Origin of the sequence: Salipiger sp. PrR003, assembly GCF_010500785.1 — a bacterium.
Taxonomy (GTDB): Bacteria; Pseudomonadota; Alphaproteobacteria; order Rhodobacterales; family Rhodobacteraceae; genus Salipiger; species Salipiger pacificus_A.
Window position 1 is genome coordinate 1 of sequence record NZ_JAAGOV010000066.1, and the last position, 26900, is coordinate 26900.

Here is a 26900-nt window from a genome sequence, read left to right on the forward strand (position 1 = left end):
TCTGTCGTCGGTCATCGTCATCTCCGTCTCAGGTTTCAGGTGTCGCAACCCAAACCTACTCCGAAGATCGACGATGAACGCCAGCCTCGCGATCAGCGACGCTCGCGGCTTCCTACACCACGACGCGGGGCACTATCGTCTCGGAGTACCTAGACAGCGAGCGGGGAAGCGACGGCGCGGGACGCACTACGAGGTTGCTCCGGCTGGCTTGGTCGCGAGCAGTGCTCGCTCAAGAGCAGCTATTCGATCTTTCGTCAGGGAGACCGCATCCGGATATCGAACATCAGGGATATCTCCTCTAAGAACGCGGCGCGCGTCGAAGGACTGCGCTTGGCGGTAGCTGGCGAGGTCGTCCCACCGCACTGGCACGGCGACCGGCGCCTCTGGACGTGCCCGCAGCGAAAAAGGGGTTATGGCGGTTGCGCCGCGCTCATTGCGCAGCCAATCAATGAAAATCTTACCCGCCCGACGGGACTTCGACATGCTTGCAACGAACCTTTTGGGCTCTCGCTCAGCAAGCATCGTCGCGAACACGCGCGAATACAATTTCGCGGTATCCCAAGCAGCCACCCGACGAAGAGGGACTATTACATGTACGCCTTTACCGCCCGAGAGAAGCGGCCACGACGGGAGGCCGAGGTCCTCTAACCTACCGCGGATATCAAGGGCTGCCGAGGTCACAGCGCTGAAGTCCAGTGCCTCGTCCGGGTCGAGATCGAACACCATGCGATCTGGGCGCTCCAACCTATCGCGTCGGCTACCCCAGATATGGAATTCAAGCGTGCCCATCTGCACAGCGGCAACCAAGCCTGCAGTATTGGAGACATACATGTAGCGCGTGTCTCGGCCCGGGGCCTCTTCAACTAGCATCGACTTGATTTGTTTTGGGAATCCCTTGCCCGTATGTTTCTGAAAAAAGCGCTCACCCTTGAGACCCTCGGGCATACGGAGGAGCGAGAGAGGGCGATTGGCCGCGAAAGGAAGAATGCGCTCCGAAATCGCAGCGTAGTATTCAGCCACCTCGCCCTTTGTCACCTGCGCTTCAGGGTAAACCATTCGTCCGGCGCTGCTGACGCGTACCCCTACCACGTTGACCTCGCCAGCCACGCTCGGGTGATCATTGTCGAGCAGGACTTCCCGGGCGGGTTTGTCTTCTCTCAAGCCAATGTATCGCGAGTGCCGAAGTAGCCCGTTCGGGGTCCGCTCGGCATATTGCACTTCGGCGACCAGACGAGGCGTTATCCATTGGGCTCCCTTGGTTTCGCTGCCATTAACTTCTGCTGCGGGTGTCTTGCGAGCGAGCGGCCGCATCGCGACCATCAGTGCCTCCATTTCGTCATTATCGAACCCGGTCCCGACCTTACCGACATAGCGGAGTCCGCCCTCCTCCGCGGTTCCAAGAAGAAGCGACGAGAAAGGCCGCCCACGCTTATTGCTCTCCTGCCACCCAATGACGACGAACTCATCCCGTCGCTCGCATTTCATCTTGAGCCAAGCCTGCGTTCGCGTTCCGCGATAGGGAGCATGCTTGAGCTTCGAAATCAGCCCTTCGCCTCCCGCTGAGCAAATATCTCTGAAAATGCGCGCGGGTTCCCTCTCGATAATAGGCGAGAGCTGCGCCAGACCGAGCGGGGGCAGATTTCGCCAGACGCCTTCAAGTGCAGAGCGCCGATCCGCGAGCGTCTGCTCCGTCAGACTCCGGCCATCCAGCTCAAGCAGGTCAAATGCAAAGAAGCGGTACGGGCCGCCGAATTTCAGAGCCTTTTGCAATGATGAGAACCCCTGCAGGCCCGCGCCAGCCACGATCTCTCCATCAATCAGCGCGCTGTCACAGTTCACGTCGTCGAATGCAGCGAGCAGGCTCTCGAACCGCCCCGTCCAGTCGTTCCCGGAGCGCGTGTAGATCTTGGTTCCGCCCTTCCCAAGCATGACCAAGCCGCGGTACCCATCGAACTTGAGCTCGTGCCACCAAGCGCTTCCCTGTGGAAACTCATCACACAGAGTGGCCAGCTGCGGCTTGCGGAAGCTCGGGCGCGTCCCGCCATGCGAAGAAGGCGGCTCCACTTCACGTGAGATTCCTGCCAAAGTTCGACGGCTGGATACACTACGCCGATACCGCGCCACCGGATCCCGGCGGCCCGCAGCCTCGTCTTCGTCCTTCGTGAGAAGCCAGTTCTCTCGCTTATCCCGCGTCTTCATACGCAGCAGATGCCATGCTCCTGATAGCCGGACGCCATGCAGACGGAATTTCAGATGCCCTTTCCTGAGCCCCGCAGAGATCGGAGCGAGGGGCTCCCAATGTCCTATGTCCCATAGCATCACGGTTCCGGCGCCATAGTTTCCTGGCGGAATAGTTCCCTCGAAATCGAGATAAGAGATCGGATGGTCTTCCGTGCGTACAGCCAGACGCTTATCACTTGGCTGCAGAGAGGGTCCTCGAGTCACGGCCCAGCTGAGAAGAACGCCCTCATGCTCAAGCCTCAGGTCGAAATGGGTCCGGGTGGCGGCATGTTTCTGGATACTGTAGCGCAGGGCGAGCGCGGGAGAATGGTCACCCAGCGAGGGTTCTGGTGTGTTGCTGAAGTCTCGGCGCTCCAGATACCGCTCGAGCCCTCCCATCTCAGGCCGACTTCTTTGAACTTGATCCGCGTTTGGACGGGGTGCGTTTGTTCGAAGACTTTGTGCGCGAGCCAGACTTGTCGCGGTCCAGACTTTGCTTGAGAGCCGACATCAGATCGATGACGTTGCCCTCATCCGAACCGCCCGGCCGGTCGCCCCCAGTCTTTGCGCGGGGTGTCGACTTGCTGCGCCGCTTGCGCTCGATCAGGTCACGCAAACCAGCGTCATAGCGGTCTTCGAATGCGGCGGCATTGAAAGCGTCAGTTTTTCGGTCGATGAGCTCCATGGCGACCGAGAGGAGTTCCTTGTCGGCTGGATCGTCTTCAATACCGGAGAAGAGTGGATCGGCCTCCCGAATTTCATCTGCATAATGTAGGGTCTCGAGCAACAGCCCGTCGCCACAGGGCTTCAAGGCACAAAGGTGCTCCTTGCCCCGCATCGTGAGTTGCCCGAGCCCTATCTTTTCGGACTGCCGTAGGGCATCCCGAACAACCCGATACGCATCTTCGGCCAGATCATCTGTGGGCACAACGTAATAGGGCTTGTCGAAGTACAGCGGCGGGATCTCAGTGGCGCCGACGAACTGCACAAGTTCCAAGGTTTTCTTGGTTTCGAGCTTGATGGCGTCGATTTCCTCCGGCTGCAGCAGGAGATACTCGTCGTCTCCGTACTCAAAGCCTTTCAGAATGTCTTCTTTCTTGACAGGACCGATACCGGCCACAGTCTTTTCGTATCGAACCGGCTTGCCGCTGGGGCCATGGATTTGCCGGAAGCTCACACGAGCACCCGACTTTGTTGCCGAATGAATTTCCACGGGTATTGAAACCAGCGAAAGCCGAAGTTGTCCTTTCCAGACTGCGCGCGAAGCCATGGGTCGCTCCTTCTGATGACATCCATCAACGCGGAAAGGTCCGAATTGGTTCTACCCTTTCGTCGTTCACCCGCGAAGGATAAGAGAAGCCCCGCAGCCTTGCTGAGTGCGGGGCAGTTCACTCAGCATTAACGGTCCCAAACGCGAACAGCATGGCACGCCTCGAGGAAGTCGGCGGCAGCTGCGGGCTTCTTCAGCGTCATCACGCCCTCCGCTTCGGAGTGGACGCCTGCCGCCTCGAAAAGTGGAGCAGCTTGAGGCGTGAGGGCGATGAACTTGCAGTGGCCATAAGCATCTGCGACGAACTGCTTTCCCGGCAGCATCTCGGCGAGTTCTCGTGCGCCCTCATCGCTGACCACGATGGCGACAGCATCGTAGAGTACTGAGGGCCCGCCATCGATCTTTTGGTTCGCCGGCAGCATATCTCCCTCGGAAGTTTTCACGCCCCCCACTTTCGGAGCTATGACCTCGACCATGCCGCCTTCGGCCTCGACCGCATCAACAAGCGCATCGTAGATCGCTCGGTCCATGCCGTCACTCACCAAGATTCCCAACTTCCGCCCTTTGAAGCTGTCAGGCCCGTTCTTGAGTATCGACAGCTTGTCCGACGCCTTGAGATCAACGGGCTCGCGGGCCGGCTTTGCAGGCTCTGGCAGATCGTGCCCGAGACCGTCCGCTACCTTCCCAGCAAGATCCTCATTGATCACCCGGAGATGGGCCAGGATGCGCAGGCGAATGTCCTCCACGACGCATTTCGAGAGTTCGAAGGTGAGCCCATTCGCGATGTGATCCTGCTCCACCGGCGTTTGGCTTATGTAGAATTGCCGTGCCTGGCTGTAATGGTCGGCAAAGCTCTCGGGACGGAGCCGCCGCTTCGTGCCCTCAAGATCTTCGGGGTAACTGGTGAATCCGCCTTTGACATCGGCGCGCGGCCCACCCTTCGCCCAGCTGTTCGGCTCATAGTTTGCTCGGCCCGAGGGATTGTGCATCGCCATGTGCCCATCCTGCTGGAAGTGGTGCATCGGACACCGAGGCGCATTGATGGGAATGTGGGTGAAATTGGGTCCACCAAGACGTTTCGTCTGGGTGTCGAGATAACTGAAGTTGCGGCCCTGCAGGAGAGGATCATTGGTGAAATCGATCCCGGGCACGATGTTCTGCGTGCAGAAAGCCACCTGCTCGGTTTCAGCAAAGAAGTTGTCGACCGTTCGGTCGAGTACCATCCGGCCGACGATGCGGATCGGACAGTCTTCCTCCGGGATCAGCTTGGTAGCATCAAGCACGTCGAAATCAAAACGGTCGGCGAACTCCTCATCGAAGATCTGGACCCCCAGTTCCCACTCCGGGAAGTCTCCATTCTGGATCGCGTCCCAAAGATCACGACGGTGGAAATCGGGGTCTGCACCGTTGATTTTGACAGCTTCATCCCAGACCACCGATTGCAGTCCAAGCTTGGGCTTCCAGTGGAATTTGACGAAATGGCTCTCACCGGCCGCGTTTACAAAGCGGAAGGTGTGAACCCCGAAGCCTTCCATAAAACGGAAAGAGCGCGGAATGGCTCGGTCGGACATCACCCACATGATCATATGCATCGACTCGGGCATCAGCGAGATGAAGTCCCAAAAATTGTCGTGCGCGGATTGGGCCTGAGGGAAGCCACGATCAGGTTCGGCCTTCACAGAGTGGATAAGGTCAGGGAATTTAATCGGGTCCTGGATGAAGAACACGGGGATGTTGTTGCCAACCAGGTCCCAGTTTCCTTCGTCGGTATACATTTTCACTGCAAAGCCGCGTACATCTCGTGCCACGTCGAATGAACCTTTGTTCCCGGCGACCGTGGAAAAGCGGACGAATACCGGGGTCTTCTTGCCGCTTTCCTGGAAGGGGCTTGCCAGCGTGAGTTCAGGGATGGAATCAGTGCATTCGAAAAATCCGTGAGCTCCATAGCCGCGCGCATGCACCACGCGCTCAGGGATCCGCTCATGATCGAAGTGGAATATCTTCTCACGGAAGTGGAAGTCTTCCATGAGTGTGGGCCCCCGCTCCCCGCCGCGCAGCGTGTTCTGGTCATCAGAAATCGGCGTTCCCTGCGCGGTGGTCATCCGCGGTGCCTCCGGAATGGATTGATGCAGCTCACCGCCGTTGCCCACCTCAGCAGGCGGCGCCTCGTTCTCGGCGGACTTCTGAGTATCAGCAGTAGCTTCGTAGAGCTTGCGATCGTCTGACATGGAGCATTCCTCGTCTGATACGGAAAGTTGGTACACGCCATGCGCTTGCAGCAGCATCGGGAGCCACACTGGCGTTGCACTCCGTCTTAACAAGCAGCGTCTCCAGGGGTTCCCGAGATTGTCTTATGGGCACCTCGATTTTTTACTGAAGTCGCCGCGGAGGGGATCGGCGGCTTGAAGCGGCCCTGTGACCACCATCCTCTGTCCCGCTATTCCGAGAGGCTGGGTTGTTCTGCTGCGGCTCTTGCCGCGAGGCAGCGCGCGCGACCCCTTTCGCTGCCCTGGATCAAGCGGGGTTCGGGTTCAGGCGGCGGAGTTGGCCGAGGCGGCGCATGTTGTAGACGAGGTTCTTCATCCCGATCTTTGCCTTGGCGCGCAGCAGGCCGATCGTGCACACCAACGTGCCGCCCATGTCATTGGATTGCGCGCCGAAGACATGTTCGACCCTGGACCGCACGGTGGATTTCGTCCGGTTGCTGCCCTTGGCCTGGGCACCAAGCGGCTTTCCGCGCCGACCCTTGCGGTGGATGTGGCTCTTCAGGCCCCGGGCCAGCAGCTTCCTTTCCATCTCTTCGGAGCGGTAGGCGGCATCGGCCCAGACCCCGGCGGCGGTATTGCCCTGCATCAGCAGTTGATCCACCGCCTTGCTGTCGTGGAGGGCGGCGTCGCTGACGTGATACCGCCGGATCAGCTTGTGCTTGCGGTCCACGTTGACGTGGTTCTTGTAGCCGAAGTGACTCTTGCCATGCTTCTTCGTCCAGCGCGCATCCGTGTCTTTTTGCGACCGCTTGGCGGGCTTGTCCGCCCAGTCTTCTGGAGACTCGCCCTGCTTGATAGCCGCGTTCTCGTCGCGCGTGTTGCGGCTGACCGGCACCCGCACGATGGACGCATCCAGGATCTGCCCGCCCCGCGCGATGTAGCCCTGTCGCGCGAGATGCCCGTCGAACTGGCGGAACAGCGCTTCCACCATGCCGGCCTGCACGAGCGCCTCGCGGTAGAGCCAGACGGTCTTGGCGTCAGGCACCCGGCCCTCCAGCCCCAGGTCGAGAAACCGCATGAAGGACAGCCGGTCGCGGACCTGGTACTCGATCTGGTCGTCGGAAAGGTTGTAGAGCGCCGCCAGCACCAGCGTCTTGAACATCAGCACGGCGTCCATGGGCCGGCGTCCGGCGCGCGACTTCCGCTCCGCCTCCGGCTTGCGCCACACCTGCTCCAGTGCCGGACGGAAGTCCTCCCAAGGCACGACAGCATCGAGTTCGACCAAAGGATCCTTCTTGGCGTCAAGGCTTGCGTAGCGCTCTGAAAGATCAAAGAAACCCATCTGCGCCATCGTCATGCCCCAACCGCCGAACGCCTCACACGTTATACCCAGTTCGCGGCGCAGCGGCAATTCTTAGAGGTGCCCTTATACGTGGCGGCAATAGCTCCAAATCAGTGGGAATTTGAAAAAGGGGTGGAGCTACGCTTCGTGAAACCGCATTTGGGACGCGGACGCCGCATACTCAGCAATTGCGTAGCCTACTTCTTTGCCCTGGCCGGACCGAGCGACGCGTAATAGGCCGCGAGATCGTTGATGTCCTGATCCGTGAGGTTGCGTGCCGCCGCCTGCATGAGTGGCGCGCGCGGCGTCTCGGGCACCGGCCCGTCGCGGTAGAGACGCAGCCAGGTGACCAGCCAGTGACCGTCCTGCCCGGCGATGCGCGGCGTGTCCGCGCGCTTGGGCGACAGACCGTCGCCGCCGCCCTCGTGGCAGGAGGCGCAGCTCGCGATGTCCTCGTGCTCGTCGCCCCGCTGCGCCAGCTCACGGCCGCGCTCGGCATTACCGAAGTCCAGCGCCCGTCCCTGCCACGCGCCGCTCATACCGGCGTAGCGTTCGGCGATGCCTGCCCGCGTCTCGGCGCTCAGGGGCATGGCGAGAGGTTCCATGAAGCCGCTCTCCCGGTGCCCCTCGGCATAGGCCTCAAGCACCAGCGTCAGCCATTCTTCCGACTGGCCGGCCAGCTTCGGCGCTGTGCCATCGCGGCCCAGACCGTCCTCGCCATGGCAACGCGCGCAGGCCAGCTCCTGCGGGATGGCCCCGGACAGGCCGCCGAAGCGCACGCCGTCGCTCTGATATCCCTCGGTACGGCCGAAGGCGGCGTCCTCGTAAGCGGCGCGGTCGAAGCTGTCGTAGCGTGAGAGGAAGGCCGCCAGCGCCCAGGGTTCGTCGTCGCGGCCCTCGCCCGGCCAGCTCGGCATGCCGGTGTACTTGAAGCCGTGGCGGGCGATCCACCAGAACTCCGCAGGCTCGAAGTCCTCGGAGGTCAGCATCGGAGGTTCGGGACGCATGCCCTGCACCACCGGGTTGCGCGCAATGCCCGGCGCGCCGTGGCAGGTCTGGCAGCCGGTGGCGAAATGACCCGCGCCGAGGCGGACCAGCGCCGGATCATCGAGATCGACGTGCTGAGGCACCTCCACCCGGTTCGCTCGCACCCGCACCGCGTTGCGCAGATACTGGTGCAAGGTCTCGCCAACCCCCGGCAGATGCGGCACCGAGGCCGCGATATTATAGGGTGCAAACCAGAAGAACCCGGCCCCGCCCACGGCCAGTGCCGCAACACCGCCGATAATCCAGCGCTTCAGCCTCATGCCTGCGCCTCCTTCAGTTCGAGTGCCTGCCCCAGTCTGCGCAGCGCCGCGACGAGGTAGATCGCGCCCCCAGCCCCGGCCATCAGCGCGCCCGCCACCTGCTGCTCTTGCAGCGCCGAAAGACCAAGGTGCCCGGCGCAGATATCCCCGTAGAGCGTGCGCGGCGCGAGGCCGATCAGCGCGCCCAGCAAGGTCATATGCATGGTCGTCGCCAGCAGCACCACCGCGCCGCCAAAGCCGCCCGCCGCGCGCACCGCCCCCCAGAGCATCAGCCCCGCCAGCAGAAAGCTCGCCTGCTCCAGCACAAGGCCCATCGCGGTCAGACGCGCCCAAAGGTGCATGCCCGGCAGGTGCCAGAGCCAGACCACCAACATCTCGGCCACCGCACCAAGCGCCAGCGCCATCGCGCCCGACGGCAGCCGCAGGTTCGGGGCCCAGAGCGCCGGAACCACGGCGGTCACGCCAAGGTGGAGCACCATATGCAGCACCATCGAGCCGGTCGCCAGATCTGGCAGCGGGCCGATCCAAAGGCCCGCCAGCAGCGCCAGCGCGAGGAGGCGGCGCGGGCTCAGCATTGGCCCAGCACCATGCCGGGGATCACCGTGAAGAGGATGGCCACCGCCGAAAGCACGCACAGCAGCAGCGCCACGTGGCCGACGAAACGGTCCCGCGCCCGTTCCGAGCTTTCAGTGATTTCCTCGAAGATCACGAAGACGCCGCCGTAGCGGCGCACCGCCAGCACCGCCAGCCCGATGATCGCGGCGATGCAAAGCGCGCCCAGCCCGGCAATGATCCAGCGTGGTTCGGTCAGCGGTGTGCCGCGCCCCAGCTTGGCGCACCAGATCGCCGCGACCCAGTAGCTCAGCAGGAAATGCGCCGCCCAGATCGAGGGCGCGGCGACAAGGATCCACACCGAGCCCTGATCGATGACGCGCGGCGCCTCGCCGGGCGGGACGATCTTCTTATTGTCGCGGGACCGGGCCATCACGCCACCCCCATGAGCATCGGGAACAGCGCCAGCAGCGCAAAGATCACCACAGCGGTCAGCGCGACGAAATGGGTGAAGAGCGTCAGGTTGGCGCTGTCGGCGTGATAGCGCGGCGTGCAATGACCGCACCAGATCCGCGCCGCCACGTAGAGGCGCATCACCGCGTCAAGCAGCAGGTGCACCCCGATCCACAGGATCAGGATCCAGACAGTGGCATCAAAGGAGGTCTCGGTGGGGTCCAGCCCGGCGCTCCATGCCGCCCAGCCCCATGCGCCCAGCCCCAGCGCCCCAAGCGGCACGCCCGCGACCAGCAGGCCCATCGCCTGCCCGGTGCTGCCGCCCGCCAGCCGCGTCCGCGCCAGCAGCGCCGTCCCCCAGCCCGCCAGCAACAGCGCGAGGCCGACCAGCAGCCAGCCAAAGCCCGGCAGGTTCACCGCGCTCGGCAGGAAGTCCGGCAGCGCGGTCCAATAAAAGAAGTAGCTGAACACCAGCCCCATGAAGGCGGTCATGTCGCCGGTCATGGTGATGAACACCGCCCACCAGCCGGGCGAGTTGTTGCCTTGCGCATAGGTCGGCAGCACCAGCCCGCGCCCCGCAGCCTTTTCGGGGACCTCCGGGATCTGCGACGTGCCGGTCCACAGCCACCACAGGGTGAAGCCGACAAATCCGGCGCCAAAGATCAGCGTCAACGCCCAGAGATGGAATGTGGCAAGGATGAACACCGCGCCAAGACAGCCCGCCGCGCCAAGGGTCAGATAGCTCGGCCCGCCAACGCGCTGAACATAAAGCGGACGGGCGTCGAGGATATCGGTGATGATCAGCTCGCGCTTGCCCTCCTTGGCGTCGGGCAGGAACCACTCGCCGCGGTCGATCTCGTCCAGCAGGCCCTTCTGCTCCCAAAGCGGGTAGCGGGTGTGGATATAAGGGATCGAGCGCACGCCCCACGGCTTGTCCGGCACCTCGGCGCCCCACTCCATCGTGCCCGCGTTCCACAGGTTGCGCTCGACCAGCGGCGCCTTGCCGCGCGGCCAGAGCACGTTGACCGCCAGCACCACGAAGCCCGCCGCGAAGACGAAAGCGCCCACGGTCGAGACCATGTTGAGCACCGCCCAGCCATCGGTGACGTCATAGGTCCAGACCCGCCGCGGCATGCCCATCACCCCGGTCCAGTGCATCGGCAGGAAGGCAAGGTTGAAGCCGCCGAACATCAGCCAGAAGCTCCAGCGCCCCAGCCGGTCGGACATCTTCTTTTGCGTGACGAACGGGTACCAGTAGTGCACCCCGGCAAAGAGCGGGAAGAGCATGCCGCCGATCAGCGTGTAATGCAGGTGCGCCACGACGAAGTGGGTGTCATGCGCCTGCCAGTCGAAAGGCACCAGCGCCACCATCACCCCCGTGAGCCCGCCGAAGACGAAGATGGCCAGCGCACCGCCGGCAAAGAGCATCGGCACCGAGCGGCGCACCTTGCTGACCAGCATGGTCGCGATGAAGCAGAAGATCTGGATGCCAGTGGGCAGCGCCACCGCCTCGGAAGCCGCCGAGAAGAACGAGAGCGAGATCTCAGGCAGGCCAGTGGTGAACATATGATGGACCCAAAGCCCGAAGCTCAGGAAGGCGACACCCACCGCCGAGAGCACGATCCACGAATGGCCGAGCATGGGCCTCCCTGCGAAGGTCGGTAGGATGGTCGCGATGAGCGCGATCGAGGGCAGAAAGACGATGTAGACCTCGGGATGGCCGAAGATCCAGAAGAGGTGCTGCCAGAGCAGCGGATCGCCGCCCCGGTCGGGATCGAAGAAGGCCCAGTCGAAGGCGCGCTCCATTTCCAGCAGCAGATCGCCGGCGATCAGCGGCGGGAAGGCAAAGAGGATCATCCCCGCCACCACCAGCACGTACCAGCAATAGAGCGGGATGAGGTTTAACCGCATGCCCGGCGGGCGCGACTTCAGCACGCCGACGATCAACTCGACCGCGGCAGCGATCGACGACACCTCGATGAACGACAGCCCGAGCAGCCAGATGTCGGCCCCCAGCCCGCTGTAGTCTGTGTTGGACGACAGCGGCGTGTACATGAACCACCCGCCCTGCGGCGCCACGCCGAAGAACACCGAGCCGCAGACAAACACCCCGCCGATCAGGAAGCACCAGTACCCGAAGGCGGAAAGCCGCGGGAACGGCAGGTCGCGCGCCCCGAGGATCGCGGGCAGGATCAGGATCGCCACCGCCTCGAAGATCGGCACCGCAAAGAGGAACATCATCGCCGTGCCGTGCAGGGTGAACAGCTGGTTGTAGAGGCTCTGCGACAGCAGATCGTTGTTCGGCACCGCCAGCTGCGCGCGGATCAGCAACGCAAGAAACCCGGCGAAGGTGAAAAAGGCGAAAGAGGTCAGCAGGTACCATTTGCCCACCGATGAGTTGTTCACCGCCGAGATGCGCCGCCAGCCGGTCGGGGTCTCCCAGACCTTCATCAGCCGGGCGCGCTGCGCCTCGTCGCGCGCCTTGTCGTAGGGCTCGGCCGGGGGCAGCTTGGAGAGGTCGATCTCTTGGGTCATGCGCGGCTCAGTCCAAACTCATCAGGAAGGTCACGAGCGCGTCGCGCCGCTCGCCTTGCAGGCCCGGATAGGCGGGCATGTCGATCTCGGGTTTCATCTCGTGGGTGTCGGTGATCCAGCGCGCCATATTGTCCGGCGTCATCTCGTAGATGCCCGCCCCCAGCTTGTCGCGCGCAGCCAGATGCGTCAGGTCTGGTCCGACCGGCCCCTGTGCATCGGTGCCGCGGATGGTGTGGCACGCGCCGCAGCCTTCCTCTTCGAACACCGCATAGCCGGGATCGCCTTCGGCCACCTGCGCCGGCTGCGCCTCATGCGCCAGCCACGCGTCAAACGCCTCGGGCTCCATGACAACGGCATCAAAGCGCATCAGCGCATGGGCACCGCCGCAGAACTCGGCGCAGAGCCCGCCCCAGTTGCCCAGTTCGCGCGGGGTCAGCGCCAGCGTCGTCTCGCGTCCGGGGATCATGTCCATCTTACCCCCCAGCGCAGGCACCCAGAACGAATGGATCACGTCGTCGGCGGTAAGGCGGAACAGGGCCCGCTCGCCGAGCGGCAGGCGGATCTCGTTGGCGGTGGTCACCGGGCCTTCGGGGGTGTCATAGATCACCCGCCACCACCAGCGCTCGCCATCGACCTGCACAGTCAGCGCGCCGTCATCGGCAGTGATGTCCTTGAGGATCAGCAGGCCCCAGACCAACAACCCGCCAACCACCAGCACCGGCAGCGCGACGCCGCCCCAGATGATGAACCGGCGGGCCTCCTGCTCGCGCTCGGGTTTGGCCTCGGCGCGGTGGGCGTAGGTCGCGGCGCCGATCACCAGCGTCCAGATCACTGCCGCGCCTGCCAGCAAGACCCAGAACAGCGTCTCGACCGAACGGGCCTCCTCGCCAGCGCCGGTGAGCCAATTGTGGCGTCCCGAGCAGCCCGCAAGCATCAAAACAAGGGAGAAGAGGATAGAGGATCTCTTAACGTACAGCAGCAAATCCTGAAGTGTTCGGAATGCGAATACGCTTACGCCGTAGCAAATCCACGTGGCAGGAAGGGGTCGCCAGAACAGTCTCAAGCTTCCTCGCTCCATCCCATCTTCTTCTCGACATACCTGAGGGAAACCAGAACGATGATCACAATAACGGTCGTCATTGCCGCCAGCGGCATTTGACCGGCACCACACCCTAAGCCGACCGCTCCAGCCAGCCACAACGATGCCCCAGTTGTAACGTTCCTGACCTTCCCACCCGAGGTGAAGATCAGGCCCGCCGCCAGGAAGGCGACGCCGGCGGTGACAGCTTCGATCATGCGTAAAGGATCGTTGCGTTGCTCTGATGAGCCGCCAAAGTCCATGGCAGCGAGCTCGAGACCCAGAATGACAAAGAGGCAAGCCGCAACGGAGACAAGTATGTGGGTTCTTAAGCCCGCAGGCTTCTCGCGCCGCTCCCTTTCTAACCCTATCAGGCCGGCCAAAAAAATTGCAGCAACCAGTCGGGAAAATGCCGCAGCTGCAGGTATTATGGAGAACGTGTTTCGAAACTCTGCTGCAATTTCATTTAGCATTTGCTAACCTTTTAACATAGGCCTGTTTTTTCTTGGACGCTTCTCATTCCCGGACCAGTGCCAGCGACCAGCCAGGAAAATATGGCCGGGTATATTTCCAAGTGTATATGCTCATATTTAACCTGCCATAACCTTGTAAATTCCTAGCCTCCTCTCGAGTAGATTGATTGCGAATTGAGAGGAAACATTTCATGGCCTCCTCTCCCGAAGTTGACCCATAATGATCAAAGCGTGGCAACCGGAACATTCATGGCGGCCATCCCATGGCGCCCCCTTGCCAAAATTTCAAGAATGAAAGGAAATTTAACTTCGATTTGCACATATATTTACATTGCAGAATTGAAAATTTCCAGAATAAATACAACCCTCTCTCAAGCAGTATAACTTCGTCTATCTTTCCTGCGCTTTACTCCTAAGTAGCTCGTTGCGGATTTGAATCCAGACCAAGAGGGTGAACGCGCAAGTTCCACCCAAAAAGTTTCCAAGAGCGGCCGGTATCAAGTACTTGATCCCCGCCGTAAAGAAGGATCGCTCCCCTCCGAATACTAAAACTGCAGCTTCGGTCGATCCCGCCACGACATGCGTGAAGTCAGCAATCGAAATCACATAAGTCACTAGGATCACGAGCAGGGGCTGTGAGGTGCCGGAGGTCGGTCGCATCCAAACCAGCGCTGCCATGAGCCACCCGGCGCCAACGCCACGTAGCAAGGTTTCCAGGAATCCAAAGTTCAAAGCATGGCGCGATATTTCCAGAGACTGCTTCCAGACTTCTGGTTGAAGATCCCGAGTCAGCCACAATATGCCGCCAAAAGTCATTGCGCCGGCGATATTCGTTATTAGGACCACGCTCCAAAGACGCAGAAGTTTCAACCAAACTGGAGGTGAAGGCTCATCGAGGACCGGACAGACTGCCTTGATCGTGTTTTCCGTAAACAGCTGCAGTTGGCCGAGAACAACAAGAAGAAAGCCAAAAGTATAACCGAGACACGATATGAGTGGCCGCCAAGGCTCAGGAGGCAAATGTGTCTCGATTGTCGCACGGACCAGAATAGAGAAACCGAGAGCCAGCCCCGCGACAAATCCCGACATGGCGAGCGCTTCTAACGGTCGATGCAGTTCGTTCCCGCCCTCGCGTCGGACGGCTTCAAAAATTGCGACCGCCCGCATTGGCTCCTGATCCGCGACAGCGCTCTGTTCGCGGTTCGTGAGGGCGCCGTCGTGATCCTCATTTTGTGGTTTTCGACCGATTTCTACAGCCCTCCCTCAAAAATGCGTCATCCAATCGTGCGCCGAGTTGCCTATCTTCAGTCCGCTGGTGGCGAAAACTGCGGAACCAAAAGTTTGGCGCTTAATTTATACTGAAACCCGTCAAAAAGGAGACATTGATGAAAGCACCGTCTAAATCATAAATCCGGCACTGTCATAACTCTGGCCGGCCCGGTTTGGGTATAACGCTCGGCTCCTTTTCTACTTTCCAACTTTTGTCACGTGCTTTTATTCGGCGTGAAATCAGAAAGGAGACTGGCCAAGCCAAAAGGAGCGCAACACCCGCAGCGCCGACGATCCACCAAAAGCTAAAAACTCCAAAGCTAAGCAATACAATGATAAACGCGCCACTAATCACGGTCCAACTCATCATAGTCAGGTAAAGCGCGAGACGATCCATCTTGTTCTCCATTCAGTGAGCGTGAAAGTAGGAATGCCGAAAAAAGGGAGGGAGCCAACTACTGCCAACCCTTCAAAGTTGTTCCGGAGTACAATCAGTTCCGAATATTTTTCTGCGCCGTTGTCGAAAATGTAGTCGGTGCGTCTAGCTTTACGGCAGGTCGCTCCTCGGGACGACCCGAGCTGATGTCGTATTTGGCGTAACCGACAAAGGTGATGCCGGCGATGATTCCTGCGGCGCAAATGCCAATGAGAAAAGACGCCATTCTAACTTCCTCCTTTCTCGATTTCCTTCAACCAGAGCTCATGGTGTTCTTTTGCCCAGTTGCGGTCCACCTTGCCGGACCACATCGCCCAGAATGCACCCTGCATACCAACTGTGCCGATATAGATGTGGCCGATGAAGATCGCGATCATGAACAGCGCCACGATTGCATGGCTCAGCATCACCCAACTCATGGCGTCAACATCTAGGAACCAGAACGGAAAGAGAAGCAGAACACCCGTGCCGACCATCAGCAGACCGCCCAGCACCGCAGACCAGTAGACCAGCTTCTGCCCGGCGTTGAACTTGCGGGCGGGCGGGTTGTCGGAACTGTCGGAGAAGAAGCCACCACCCCTACGCAGCCATTCGAAATCGAGCCGCGTGGGCACGTTGCGCCAGGCCCAGAGGAGGACCATCACCAGAATTCCGAGAGCGAACGACGGGAAGAAAATCGCGTGCCCCCAGGTCGCGAACCACCCGGCATCGCCGAGGATTTCGTCGCCAAAGGGCAGTATCAGAGTACGTCCATAGGCGAGGATGATTCCGGTGAGAGCTAGCATAAGAAACGAGATGGATGTCATCCAGTGGTTAGCCCGCTCTATAAAGCCGAAGCGTTTGACGGACCGCCCCGAGATCCCCTCGGCGATAGGTACGCGCCCGCGGATTGCAAGGATGAGCGCCAGAACGAATGCGAAGCCGAGGATCAGGTAAGCACCGAGATGGGTGGCTATATCGGCGATCCCGTGGCGCCAGTCCCGGCCTGCGGGTCGTTCGAAGAGGGCCGCGTTGAGGTAGGGCAACGAAGTCGACCCGACAATCTCTCGGGGCGCGCCGAGAAGGCTGACGGTATCGCCGGTGGGGCGCAACCATGTCTCCGTTAGCATTCCGGTCGGCTCATCGATCGGCCTGCCGATTAGCAAGATCCCGTCATCGATCTTAAAGCCCTGCTGCGCACCTTCTGGCGAAGGGCCCGACCGATCGCGCTGCGCCTGTAGCAGCGTGCGTCGCCGCAGGACCTGGCTTGCCAAGATACCCGCGCCGCTCTCGGCGGTCGCCGTCCAACCCACCTCGGGCACGGTCCGGGCATCACTGTCGAACACCTCCCAGGTCTGCGCCACAAGGACAACCAGCAAGAGCACGGCGGCGATCGCACCCCCGACACGGTAGGCGGTGAAATCGCTTCCGCGCACGCGCGGCCGTCCGTCGGACTGACGTTCCGGGTTCATGACTCCTCTCCTGGATAATAGGCGGTCTTCCATCCCCAGGCACCTGCCCCGAAGCCGCGGTGGATGACCCGTTGGCGGAAGATCTCGCCGATCTCGTCGCCGTCGCCTGCGAGCAGGGCCCGCGTCGAGCAGACCTCAGCACAAAGAGGCAGCTTGCCCTCCGCGATCCGGTTGCGTCCATATTTCGCGTATTCCGCCTCCGAGCCATTCTCTTCCGGCCCGCCCGCGCAATAGGTGCACTTGTCCATCTTGCCGCGGGTACCGAACAGAGTCTCCTTGGGAAATTGCGGTGCGCCGAAGGGACAGGCGTAGAAGCAGTACCCGCAACCTATACAGGTATCCTTGTCGTGAAGGACGACGCCGATATCGGTCTGATAAAGGGTCGAGACCGGGCAGACAGCGACGCAGGGCGCGTCGGTGCAATGCATGCAGGACACCGCGATGGACTTTTCGCCGGGTAGGCCATCATTGATCGTCACAACGCGCCGCCGAACCATGCCCCACGGCACGTCGTGCTCGTTTTTGCAGGCGGTTGCGCAGGCGTTACATTCGATGCAGCGATCGGTGTCACAGAGGAATTTCGCGCGTGCCATGCTTCAACCTTTCTCTATCCTGCAAAGTGTCGCCTTCGTCTCCTGCATCTGGGTGACGACGTCGTATCCGTAGGTCTGCACGGTGTTGGAGGCTTCGCCGATCACATAGGGGCGCGCCCCTTCGGGGTAGCGCTCGGAGATATCCTCGCCCATCCACATGCCCGCGAAATGGAACGGCACGAAGACCGTCCCCGGCCCGACACGAGAAGTCACCATCGACTGCACGCGTATGCGGCCCTCGGGCGTTGCGACCCAGACAGGTTCGCCGTCACCGATACCCGCCGCCGCGGCGTCCGCGGGATTGATCTCGGCGAACATCTGCTGCTGAAACTCCGCGAGCCACTTGTTCGACCTGGTCTCGTCGCCGCCCCCTTCGAACTCGACGAGGCGCCCTGAGGTGAGCGCAAGGGGAAAGTCTTTTGCGTAGTCGTGCTCTTGGATCGAGCGATAAAGCGATGGCAATCGCCACACTTTGCGGTCCTCGAAGGTCTGATACTTCGGAAGCAGATCGCGGCGCGGCGTGTAAAGCGGTTCGCGGTGCAACGGCACCTGATCCGGGAAATTCCACACGATCGCCCGGGCCTTGCCGTTGCCAAACGGTGCGAGGCCGTGTTCGATAGAAACCCGCTGGAGCCCACCGGAGAGGTCGGTCTTCCAGTTCACGCGGGCGATCTTCTCAGCCAACGGCTGATCATCCGGCGCCTCGTCTTGCGGGTTGGCTGCAAGATAGGCTTCGATGGCCGTGACCGCGTTGTCTGGGTAGCTTGGGAAGCGCGTACGCAAGTTGCCCCGCTCACCACCCTCGCCGTTCTGCCGCTCAGTCCCGTCCTGCCAGGATTCCTCTATGCTCGTACCCTCCCCCTCGCTTGAAGACGAGCGCACGGCGTCTTCCAGCGCCTGCATAGCGGTGGCAGCCTCTTCCTCGGTCATGCCGAACATCTCGTGACGAAACCGGTCCGTCGCGACAGCAACGATCATCAGCTTCTCGCGATCGCTCAATTCGTGCGCCCAACCAAGCGCCTCCAACATGTTGACGGTGACTTCCGGGTAGCCATCCTCGATGTCGGAGCCGACGGGGAAACTGTTTTCCGCCAGAAGGTTGGCACCCTCGTGTTCGACGCCCCAGCGGGCGCGGAAGGGCAAACCGCCCTCGGCCACGGGCTTCGACTGGTCATAGAGCAAGGGAGTGCCGGGGTGCGCCAATTGGGGCCGGCCCCACGACGGCCAAGGTAGACAGTAATAATCTCCTTCGACATTGCCCGACATTCCCTTCAGCGTCAGGCCATCGAACCGGGCCTGCTGGGCCATGTGCTGTTTCAGGCGCTCGGGGCTCTGGCCGGTGTAGCCGATCGTCCAGGTGCCCCGGTTCACTTCGCGCAGCAGGTCCTCTGGCGACGGCGCGCCATTCTCGACTGCAACGTGCTTGAACAACTCGTCCGCAAAGCCCAGGGCCCCCGCCAGCAGATACATGATTTCGTAGTCGCTTCGGGCCTCAAACATCGGGTCTATGACTTTCTCGCGCCACTGGATGGATCGGTTGGAGTTCGTCACTGACCCCGCCATTTCCATCGTGGTGCCGGAGGGAAGGAGGTAGATTCCGTCCGTTCGCTCGTTTTCGATAGCCGTTTGTGTGGGAAAGGGATCGACCACAACGCAAAGCTCTGCGGCCTCGAGAGCCGCCTTGCGGTCGGGGCCGCGAGTCTGGCTGTTTGAGGCGTGGCCCCAGAAAAACACGGCCTTGAGCGGTGCGGGCTGGTCGACACCCTCGGTGTCGAGAATGCCATCTGCCCACCGACTCACGGGAATGCCTGGTGCTTCCATCATCTCCTTCGAGGCGAAGCGCCCACGCAGCCAGTCATACTGCACATCCCACACCCGTGCCCAGTGACGCCAAGCCCCCTCGGTCAGGCCGTAGTAGGCCGGCAGCGTATCGGCAAGAACTCCTAGATCGGTCGCGCCCTGCACGTTGTCATGTCCACGGAAGATATTCGCTCCGCCACCCGACTTTCCGATATTGCCAAGGATCAACTGCAGGATCGAGGCCGCTCGGGTCTTGTTGTTGCCGATCGTCGACTGCGTCAGGCCCATGCACCAGATCAGCGTTCCGGGCCGGTTCTCGGCGAGAATGCGCGCTACCTTTTCCAGCTGTTCAGGTGGGATGCCGGAGACTTTTTCGACCTCGTCCGGGGTCCAGGTCATGATCTCCTCTAGGACGCGATCCATGCCGAAAACCCGGGTCTCGAGAAATTCACGGTCTTCCCAGCCGTTGCTGAGGATGATCCGCGCCAGCCCCCACAGGAACCCCACATCCGCCCCTGGCCGGATCCGCACGTACTCGTCCGCGTGCGCGGCGGTGCGTGTGAAACGGGGATCGACGACGATCAGCGGCGCGCCGTTCTCCTTTCCGCCCAATACATGGAGCATGGAAACCGGATGCGCCTCGGCGGGGTTACCACCGATGATGATGATCGATTTCGAATTGCGGATATCGTTGTACGTGTTGGTCATGGCGCCATACCCGTAGGTGTTCGCCACCCCCGCCACAGTGGTGGAGTGGCAGATCCGCGCCTGATGATCCACATTGTTGGTGCCCCAAAATGCGGCGAATTTGCGGAAAAGGTAAGCGGCCTCATTAGAAAACTTGGCTGAGCCGAGCCATTCGACGCTGTCGGGACCGTAGTTCTTGCGGATGTCCAGAAGCTTCCCGCCGATCTCCTCGATCGCCTGGTCCCAACTGATCCGCGTCCACTCTCCGGCAACCTTCTTCAGCGGATACTTGGTGCGCCGGTCACCGATCGCGATCTCTCGCGTCGATGCACCCTTGGCACAATGGGTGCCTTGGTTGATCGGACTTTCGAAGGCAGGTTCCTGACCGATCCATACCCCGTTTGACACTTCTGCCCAGATCGAGCAGCCCACTGAACAGAACGGGCAGACTGTCTTGTGGTAGCTGTAGTCCGCGCTAGCAGGCGGAGCGGTCTGCGCCTTTACTGTCCCGGCCGCCCCGGCAAATCCGGTCAGGCCAATCCCCGTGAGACCCGAGTTCCTGAGAAAGGTCCGTCGATCCAGACCGGAGGTCCCCCTTGGTGCCGACGCCATCGGGGCGAACGCGTCTCGCAATTCCCTCCTGCCGCCTATTGTTTTTCTGCGGAGCATATGCCTCTCCCTCGACCGTGCTACATGCGCGCCAGCGCGTAATAGGTGCGGATGTGATCGGTCTCCCCGAAGACGACGTCGCGCTTGGTTGCGGGACGTTGCTGCGTCGGCTCTGCCGTCTCTCCAGGCTGAGGGGCCGCAGCCAGTATCACGCTGCCGCCGAGGAATGCGCGGCGGCTCACCTTCCAGTCTCCTGCCCGGCCGTCGACGGAGTCTTCCCGTCGCTGCGTCATGACGCGTCTCCCATCTCACATCGAGCCCACAAGAACAGGCTTGGGCGGGGAATGTTCCTGATAAGCGCGGAATTTCCTGGCCGTGATGGTGTTGACCAAAGCGCTGCTGGAACATCGCGGCTCTGCCGCGGTTCATCTCACCGTGACCATCGCGGCCGCTCTCGCGATCCCGGGCTTGAAAGCCCATGTGCCCACCGAAACAGAAAGGCAGTCAAATGTCCGAAAATGTGAGCGCCTTTGCGATCACCTGCTCGCTCCGCCGCTCGGGAGAGGGAAAACCCGGCTCGACGGACCGTATGGTTGAAGACCTTTTCAAAGAGCTTCGCGATCTGGGGGTCAGCTGCGACAGTGCACATGCAGCGGATTTCAACATCATGCCGGGTGTGAGCTCGGACGAGGGCCCAGATGATGACTGGCCATGGTTGCGGGATAGGCTTTTGTCCGCAGATATCTTCGTGTTAGGTACGCCGGTTTGGCTCGGGCAACCTTCGAGTATTGCAAAGAGGGTGCTCGAGCGAATGGATGCCTTCCTTGGCGAGGCCGACGAGCTTGGTCGCATGCCAGCGCTCGGAAAGGTGGGCCTCGCCTGTGTCGTCGGCAACGAGGATGGCGCTCATGCCTGCCATGCGGCGCTGTTCCAAGCGCTGATCGATGTGGGATTCACCATACCGGGCAATGCCGGATGCTACTGGGTCGGAGAGGCGATGGGATCCGTCGACTATGCAGATCATCCGGCCCCGCCGGAGAAAATCGCACAGTCTCTGAAGCTTGCCGCAAGTAACGCGCAAAATCTGGCTCGATATTTCAGGAACTCTAACTTCACGGGCGTTGCCTGAGCGCCTTCGCGGGGGAATTGTCACGCCTCATGACCTCCGCGAGCAAACGCGGCTTCCACGCCAGTACGAGATTCCTAACCTACCTCGAGAGTAGTGCCCCGGCGCTTCTCTAATCGCCTTGGTCAACCTCTAATCCGTCTGCGTCTGGTCCTGCGTACCGCAGGCTGCATTGGCTATGCCCGACCCTGATCACGTATTGGATCAAGTCGTATTTCGGCCCTCACCGGATCATCCTTTGTCCGTTGACTTCCGATGTGGCCACCAGACCGGGCGGCATTCATGGTCTTCGAGCTTCCGTCCGATATAGCTTTCGATGCGTCTGCGCCGCCGCTCGAGCCCTTCCAAGTCAGGAGTTTGAGCCGCCAACCACCAGTGAGGTGCCGCCTCGGCGTCCTGCTCGGCGTGGGCCTTGCTCTGGGCCTTTGAGCTCGGCTTCTCTTCTTGGCCCTGACGGCCCTGCCCTTTGGACATGTCGTTTCCTCGCATTCCCCGGTCAGATCCGGGTGAGCAAGGAAACAGGCCAACCCTGAAATTGTTCCGGGTCAGAACAGACCGTGTATCCGCTTTCCGGAAAGGGCCAGAAGATGATGAGAGCCTGCGCCCTTGGTGCCGCCCCGGAGCGCTGGGACATGGAAATTGTTGGGCCGACACGTCTGGGGCGCGGCCTTCGAAACCGCGGGGTCAGGCCCGCAGGCCACCAACGTTCCGCAGCACTCGCAAACGGATCACCAAGCGGTCTTCACACGCCCGAGGTTCTTTCTTCTGCCTGCGTTTCCTGACTTTCAGATCGCGGAATCTGATGAAACCTCAACTGGAAGCGCAGCCCTTCTGCCAGAAAATCGAAAGTTGCCTCGCCATCGAGCTGGTAGGCAACATAATCGCGGACAAAGCTGATGCCGAAACCGTCGACGACAGGCACCTCCGGCGCCGGACCCGCCCGCTCTCTCCAGCACAGGCAGACCCGCTCATCATGGTCCCGTCGCCAGCTTACCTCCACGGTGCCGTCATCCGCCGAGAGCGCCCCAAACTTCAAGGTGAGAGCTCAAGGATCGTTGCGACAGGCTCCGCTATCTCAGTTTCGCCATTTCCTCTCTGAAGGCTTCTGCCGGGGTTCTCCAGCCGAGGCATTTTCGCGGTGTCGCATTCAATCTCTCACTGATCTGCTTCATCTGGGGTCTCGAAAGCGAAGCGATTGGGGTGTCGCGGGGTAGCACCCGGCGGGCGCGTCCGTTTAGGTTCTCCACCGAGCCTTTTTGCCAAGGCGCCTGCGGATCGCAAAACCAAGCGGTTGTCCCGATGCCGGCCTCGAGCTTTCTCCAGTCGCGAAACTCGAAGCCGCGGTCGAAGGTGATCGACTTGCGCGCAGCCTGGGGCAGCGGGGTCATCACGTTCATCAAGCTGTTCATGAAGTGCTTGCAACTGCGATCGTTGTTGCGGAACAAGACCGCGAAGCGGGTCTTTCTCTCGACCAGCGTTGCGACGTTCATCGAGCCTTGTGCGCGCTCGAAGATCATCAGATCACCTTCCCAATCACCAAATGTTTCCCGTGCTTTAACGTATTCTGGTCGCTGATGGATCGAGCGTTCGGGAGGAAAGACCTGGTTGCGGGATCGCCGTGCATACCGGGGCCTGCGTTTCTGGCGCCGCCTCGGCAAATGTCGCGCCAACTCTTCGGCACGACCCTCGGGGCCGTAGACCCAGGCATAGATGGTTTCGTGGCTGATGCGGGTCTCGTGACCCTCAAAGGCAAGACGCCCCGCAACTTGCTCCGGAGACCAACCTTCCTTCAACCGGTCGATCACGGCCTCGCGCAAGGCAGGAAGCCTGATGAGCTTGCGTCGCCTTACGCGACGCGCGGTCGCTGATTTTTGCGCCACGACACCATAGTAGCCGTTCAGCTCCGGAAGCTCGTCAGCGACAAAACCATTGCGCTTGATCTCTCGGTAGACGCTGGATCTGTGACGGCCGAGTTCAGCGGCAATCCTACTGACTGGCAGCTTTGCGTTCAGCATGTCTTCGATACTGCGCCGTTCACGAAGGTCTAACTCTGTATGCGCCATCATCCGTTCTCCTTACTTTCCAGCAAGATAGGGGAATTGTCGCAACGGAGTTTAGAATGTGCCAGGCGTTCGCCTGGAGTTCGTGTAATACAAGCGCAAGCACGGTGCACGTGTCCTGATCAAGCGCGATTGGATCGCCATGCAGCGCGAGCCTATCGGTGTCGAAAAGATGCGGCTCCAGCGCCTCCTGCACCAAATCGCGGATGTCGCACGCTCCTCTGTCCGTCAACAGGCGGTGCTGGACGCGGAGATAGGCCCGCAGTTGTGACAGGAAGGACAGGTGCGGGTCAGCGGCATCTGATCTCAGCAACGATTTTTCGGCAAGACCCTCGATTGCGGCGAACACATTTTTCATCCGGTGTGCGAGTTCCTGTATCAGCATAGCCTGTTCGCGCTGCTTACGGTGCCTTTGCGTGATGTCTTCGACGATCAGCAGGATCATCTGAAGATGGTCCAGACGTCGTCCCTGCATCCGTAGCACCCGAATTCCGCGTCCGGGGAATTCCCGCTCCGCCTCCCAAGGCCTGAGTGGCTGTCCCTCGGGAAGGACTTCGTGGAGCCGTTCGAGAAAATCCGGGCTATCCCACTGTCCCTCTCCGACGTCGGGAAGTCGTTTCCCGAGAACGTCTTGCTGCTGCAGATTGTAAGCCGTGGTGAAGGCGGGGTTGCAAGCCAGCACACCGAGCGCGCTATCGAGAACCATGAGCGGAAGCGGGATCGTCTCGACGATGTGCGCTGCGAGGGACCGCGGGTCGTCCCCTGCTACCTGTTTGGTGGCACCCGCCGACACCTGTCCTGGGTACGTCTTTTCCGTTTCACGCTTCATATTGTGCCCCCTTCCAAATCAGTGTGGCCCGCTGAAAATATACTTTCCGATTGGACATTCAGAGTTGTGGCGCGATCATGTGGGTGCGAGACTGCGAGTGTGACCAGTCGTACTGCGACGGTCCCTCGTCCTTCGATTACCATGGTCTCCGGCGCACGTGAGACCAACTTCTATTTTGAGGCCGAAGGAGCGATCTGATGTATGCATTGCCGCGCCATATTCTGGTACTTGAAGACGATTATTTTCAGGCAGAACGAATGGCGATTGCCATTTCCAAAAGAGGCGACAAGGTTGTCGGCCCCTTTTCCTCGAGTGCGCAGGCCATGCCGCATATTGTTCGCGCGGACGCGGCGATCCTGGACATCAGGCTCAAGGGCGATCTTTGTTTCACAGTGGCGGATCGATGCAAGCAGATGCTCCAACCCTTTGTTTTCATCACTGCGTTTGAAATTCGCGACGTCCCTCTGCGCTTCGCCTTCGACAAATTTTTCCAGAAGCCCTGCGATACTGACGTGATCCTCGATGATCTTTGCGACCGGTGGGGTTCGCGGCAAACTGTTACCGAAGGGTCCATAGAGGCCGTCCTGCCATTTCTCCTGAGGCGCGCCAGGAAGCTCATGCCCGACCAAGCCTCCTCGGAAAGACTGGTTGAGGCGGCACTGAAGGTCGCCATCGCCGCAGTCGCCGAAGATGAACTGCCGGTGGACGTTGTTTCCTGGCTCTTCGACCTGCTCGAGGACGAATTCCTTCTTCGGGGGCGGGACCACCTGCTCTGATTTCCAAGGAGCGGGAGGCCCTGGTGGGCAACCCCGCACCTTCCTCTTCTGCAAGTGCGCAATCCTAATCATAGGCAAGCCCACCCAACGCTGACCAACCCTCGTTCAGTTCGTCCAGCCGCAATATGTCATCTCCGGACAGGGAAAAATCGAAGAGCGCGAAATTCTCCACAACATGGTCAGCACTGGAAGATTTCGGGATCGGCACGGTGCCGCGCTGAAGATTCCAGCGCAACAGAACCTGCGCGGGGGACCTGTTCTTGGTGGCCGCGATATCCCGCAGCACTGGATCATCCAGGCGCTGTCCGCAGGTCAGTGGCGAGTATGCCATTATCAGGATCCCCAATGCCTGATGATGCGCCTGCAAGGCGCTGCTGTGGCCGAAAGGGCTCCATTCGATCTGGTTCACTGCCGGGACTTCGCCCGTTGCCTCGATCAGCGTTTCGATCTGCGCCACAGAATAGTTGGAGACTCCGATGTCACGCACCAACCCCTCATCGCGTATGGCAGCCAGCCCTTCCCAGAGCCGCTCGCCGACGCCATTCGGCGGCGGTCGGTGGATTAGGGTGAGATCGGCATGATCGAGGCGCAGGACGTTCAAGTCGTTCTCGACAGCCTCCCGCGGATTGTCTGCTTCCTCTATCTTGGTCACGACATATACCTGATCCCGGCGCGCCGCCGCGCCGCGAAGCGCATCTCCGATCCCTGGCTGGCTGCCGTAGTCCCGGGCGGTGTCTATCATCGCGTAATCTGCACGGAGCGCATCGTCCACGACCCGCGCCACATCCTCGCCAATGCCCCAGGTTCCAAGCCCGATAAGTGGCATCGTCCGGCCGGTGCGCAACTCCCGCCGCGCGGAGGGCGCAATCGTCGTCATCGTGCCAGAGCGGTCCTCGTCCCGCGCCTCCACGCGGCCCGGCTGCTTCATCGTGCCCTTCGCAGAGGCGTTGAGATCCAAGCGGTGATGGCCCGCCGGGTCAATCTGCTGGGCGCGCTGGTCGATGCCGCCCGACGCCGGATGACGATGCTCGCGGCTCTTGTCACTCGGGCGCGCGGTCATGCTGGCCACCCACCGCCCGCAGTTTTCCCGTCCCGAGAAACACAACACCGGGAACTTTCCGGAACATTTTCCGCAGGCTGATGTTCTTCCAGTTGCGTGTTCCAGCCTGGGCCGCGGAAAGGACGGTTTGCGATGCTTCGCCACCTTTTCCTGCAAATGCTCACGGGTATCGGGCTCGCCTCCCTGTTCATATGCTTCACCCTTTGGTTGACTTGTCTCGAGGCCGAGCCACTCATGCGAGAAGCTGCCCGCACGCCGGTCCAACTGGTGGCGATTTGGCTGGGTGAGACGATGCCATTTGCCCTCGGCTTCGTAGCGACGAGCCTCTGCCTCGGGCGCGCCCCGCCCCCCGGCGGCGGCACCAACAACACCCTCGCCACTGATAACTCGCGCTGGGGCACCCGATCCGGCGGCAGCTCGGGCGGAATATCAGGGCTCTCTTCCGGTGGCGTCTCGGGCTGCGGCAGGTCGTCGGGACCCGGCGGTTCGTACTCGGGACCGCCGGGCGGTTCGGGTACCTCGTCCGGCCGCGACGGCGGGATGTTGGGTGGCACCTTGCCGGGAGGGGCTGGCGGCGAGTCCGGTACTCCCGAGCGCAGGAGGCGATCGGCGGACGAAGGATGGTGCGTCGTGTTGAGGTTGTTCATGGGATCCTCGAAAAGTTGCGGCTGTCTTGAAACAGGCATGACGTGTGGCGCGACATCGCAGTTGAGTGCTGAGCGACATCGCAGGTGGATGACGGTGACGTTTTTTGACGGTGCCGGTTT

The 26900-nt window shown here is 61.1% G+C and carries 26 protein-coding genes; 4 read left to right on the plus strand and 22 right to left on the minus strand.

Annotation, left to right across the window (positions count from 1 at the left end; all coding sequences use genetic code 11):
• Nucleotides 1-186: 186 nt before the first annotated feature.
• From ligD to G0D83_RS23735, 11 genes are all read right to left on the minus strand, one after another.
• A complete protein-coding gene (gene ligD / locus G0D83_RS23685) occupies nucleotides 187-2619 on the minus strand; it encodes a DNA ligase D (RefSeq protein WP_164197056.1) in 2433 nt (810 codons plus the stop codon).
• 1 nt (nucleotide 2620) lies between these two features.
• A complete protein-coding gene (locus G0D83_RS23690) occupies nucleotides 2621-3490 on the minus strand; it encodes a Ku protein (RefSeq protein ID WP_164197057.1) in 870 nt (289 codons plus the stop codon).
• Between the two features lie 128 nt (nucleotides 3491-3618).
• Nucleotides 3619-5718 (minus strand): catalase, encoded by a 2100-nt coding sequence (locus tag G0D83_RS23695; protein WP_164197058.1) that lies wholly within the window; start codon nucleotides 5716-5718, stop codon nucleotides 3619-3621.
• Nucleotides 5719-6004: 286 nt separating this feature from the next.
• Nucleotides 6005-7048 (minus strand): IS5 family transposase, encoded by a 1044-nt coding sequence (locus G0D83_RS23700; protein ID WP_164197076.1) that lies wholly within the window; start codon nucleotides 7046-7048, stop codon nucleotides 6005-6007.
• 188 nt (nucleotides 7049-7236) lie between these two features.
• Complete coding sequence (locus G0D83_RS23705) at nucleotides 7237-8346, minus strand: c-type cytochrome (RefSeq protein ID WP_235940061.1); 1110 nt, start codon at nucleotides 8344-8346, stop codon at nucleotides 7237-7239.
• The gene (locus G0D83_RS23710) at nucleotides 8343-8921 is read right to left on the minus strand and encodes a cytochrome c oxidase assembly protein (RefSeq protein ID WP_164197059.1); all 579 of its coding nucleotides are present in this window, start codon (nucleotides 8919-8921) and stop codon (nucleotides 8343-8345) included. Before G0D83_RS23710 ends, G0D83_RS23705 begins: the two co-directional genes overlap by 4 nt.
• Nucleotides 8915-9331 carry a hypothetical protein gene (locus tag G0D83_RS23715; protein WP_164197060.1) on the minus strand — a complete coding sequence of 139 codons (417 nt, stop codon included), beginning with the start codon at nucleotides 9329-9331 and terminating at the stop codon, nucleotides 8915-8917. The genes G0D83_RS23710 and G0D83_RS23715 overlap by 7 nt, the downstream gene beginning before the upstream one ends.
• Nucleotides 9331-11886, minus strand: coding sequence for a cbb3-type cytochrome c oxidase subunit I (locus G0D83_RS23720; RefSeq protein ID WP_164197061.1), 2556 nt, complete (start codon nucleotides 11884-11886; stop codon nucleotides 9331-9333). Before G0D83_RS23720 ends, G0D83_RS23715 begins: the two co-directional genes overlap by 1 nt.
• A 7-nt stretch (nucleotides 11887-11893) precedes the next feature.
• Nucleotides 11894-12820 carry a cytochrome c oxidase subunit II gene (coxB, locus tag G0D83_RS23725; RefSeq protein ID WP_164197062.1) on the minus strand — a complete coding sequence of 309 codons (927 nt, stop codon included), beginning with the start codon at nucleotides 12818-12820 and terminating at the stop codon, nucleotides 11894-11896.
• Nucleotides 12821-12945: 125 nt separating this feature from the next.
• A complete protein-coding gene (locus tag G0D83_RS23730; RefSeq protein ID WP_164197063.1) occupies nucleotides 12946-13437 on the minus strand; it encodes an MgtC/SapB family protein in 492 nt (163 codons plus the stop codon).
• A 390-nt stretch (nucleotides 13438-13827) separates the two neighbouring features.
• The gene (locus G0D83_RS23735; protein WP_164197064.1) at nucleotides 13828-14604 is read right to left on the minus strand and encodes a formate/nitrite transporter family protein; all 777 of its coding nucleotides are present in this window, start codon (nucleotides 14602-14604) and stop codon (nucleotides 13828-13830) included.
• Between G0D83_RS23735 and G0D83_RS23740 the strand changes: the two genes are divergently transcribed.
• Entirely contained in the window at nucleotides 14548-14799 is a 252-nt protein-coding gene (locus G0D83_RS23740) for a hypothetical protein (RefSeq protein WP_164197055.1), read from the plus strand. The two genes, G0D83_RS23735 and G0D83_RS23740, sit on opposite strands and share 57 nt — an antisense overlap.
• Nucleotides 14800-14857: 58 nt before the next feature.
• Here the strand turns inward: G0D83_RS23740 and G0D83_RS23745 are convergent, their stop codons facing one another.
• The 6 genes from G0D83_RS23745 to G0D83_RS23770 all read right to left on the minus strand — a co-directional run bounded on the left by G0D83_RS23745 (nucleotide 14858) and on the right by G0D83_RS23770 (nucleotide 20575).
• Nucleotides 14858-15103 carry a hypothetical protein gene (locus tag G0D83_RS23745; protein WP_164197065.1) on the minus strand — a complete coding sequence of 82 codons (246 nt, stop codon included), beginning with the start codon at nucleotides 15101-15103 and terminating at the stop codon, nucleotides 14858-14860.
• Nucleotides 15104-15197: 94 nt separating this feature from the next.
• Complete coding sequence (locus G0D83_RS23750) at nucleotides 15198-15368, minus strand: hypothetical protein (RefSeq protein WP_164197066.1); 171 nt, start codon at nucleotides 15366-15368, stop codon at nucleotides 15198-15200.
• 1 nt (nucleotide 15369) lies between these two features.
• Nucleotides 15370-16593, minus strand: coding sequence for a formate dehydrogenase subunit gamma (locus G0D83_RS23755; protein ID WP_164197067.1), 1224 nt, complete (start codon nucleotides 16591-16593; stop codon nucleotides 15370-15372).
• Nucleotides 16590-17186 (minus strand): formate dehydrogenase FDH3 subunit beta, encoded by a 597-nt coding sequence (gene fdh3B, locus G0D83_RS23760; protein ID WP_164197068.1) that lies wholly within the window; start codon nucleotides 17184-17186, stop codon nucleotides 16590-16592. Before fdh3B ends, G0D83_RS23755 begins: the two co-directional genes overlap by 4 nt.
• Nucleotides 17187-17189: 3 nt before the next feature.
• On the minus strand, nucleotides 17190-20342 hold the full coding sequence (locus G0D83_RS23765; RefSeq protein ID WP_235940063.1) for a molybdopterin-dependent oxidoreductase: 3153 nt from the start codon (nucleotides 20340-20342) through the stop codon (nucleotides 17190-17192).
• 20 nt (nucleotides 20343-20362) lie between these two features.
• The gene (locus tag G0D83_RS23770; protein ID WP_164197069.1) at nucleotides 20363-20575 is read right to left on the minus strand and encodes a hypothetical protein; all 213 of its coding nucleotides are present in this window, start codon (nucleotides 20573-20575) and stop codon (nucleotides 20363-20365) included.
• 215 nt (nucleotides 20576-20790) lie between these two features.
• On the opposite strand from G0D83_RS23770, the gene G0D83_RS23775 reads away from it, so the two are divergent.
• A complete protein-coding gene (locus tag G0D83_RS23775; RefSeq protein ID WP_164197070.1) occupies nucleotides 20791-21411 on the plus strand; it encodes a flavodoxin family protein in 621 nt (206 codons plus the stop codon).
• Between the two features lie 228 nt (nucleotides 21412-21639).
• On the opposite strand, the gene G0D83_RS23780 is transcribed toward G0D83_RS23775, so the two are convergent.
• From G0D83_RS23780 to G0D83_RS23795, 4 genes are all read right to left on the minus strand, one after another.
• Nucleotides 21640-21882: a hypothetical protein gene (locus G0D83_RS23780; RefSeq protein WP_164197071.1), complete on the minus strand. Its 243-nt coding sequence runs from the start codon at nucleotides 21880-21882 to the stop codon at nucleotides 21640-21642.
• Between the two features lie 268 nt (nucleotides 21883-22150).
• Nucleotides 22151-22444, minus strand: a complete 294-nt coding sequence (locus G0D83_RS23785; RefSeq protein WP_164197072.1) for a sensor histidine kinase — start codon at nucleotides 22442-22444, stop codon at nucleotides 22151-22153.
• A 34-nt stretch (nucleotides 22445-22478) separates the two neighbouring features.
• A complete protein-coding gene (locus G0D83_RS23790; RefSeq protein WP_164197073.1) occupies nucleotides 22479-23471 on the minus strand; it encodes an IS30 family transposase in 993 nt (330 codons plus the stop codon).
• A complete protein-coding gene (locus tag G0D83_RS23795; protein WP_164197074.1) occupies nucleotides 23443-24297 on the minus strand; it encodes a PAS domain-containing protein in 855 nt (284 codons plus the stop codon). Before G0D83_RS23795 ends, G0D83_RS23790 begins: the two co-directional genes overlap by 29 nt.
• A gap of 197 nt (nucleotides 24298-24494) precedes the next feature.
• Here G0D83_RS23795 and G0D83_RS23800 point away from each other — a divergent pair, with 197 nt between their 5' ends.
• The gene (locus G0D83_RS23800) at nucleotides 24495-25073 is read left to right on the plus strand and encodes a response regulator (protein WP_164197075.1); all 579 of its coding nucleotides are present in this window, start codon (nucleotides 24495-24497) and stop codon (nucleotides 25071-25073) included.
• Nucleotides 25074-25137: 64 nt separating this feature from the next.
• On the opposite strand, the gene G0D83_RS23805 is transcribed toward G0D83_RS23800, so the two are convergent.
• Nucleotides 25138-26133, minus strand: a complete 996-nt coding sequence (locus G0D83_RS23805; protein WP_203595644.1) for an aldo/keto reductase — start codon at nucleotides 26131-26133, stop codon at nucleotides 25138-25140.
• Between the two features lie 132 nt (nucleotides 26134-26265).
• Here G0D83_RS23805 and G0D83_RS31955 point away from each other — a divergent pair.
• A partial coding sequence (locus G0D83_RS31955) for a hypothetical protein (RefSeq protein WP_203595645.1) occupies nucleotides 26266-26900 on the plus strand: 635 nt, incomplete at its 3' end.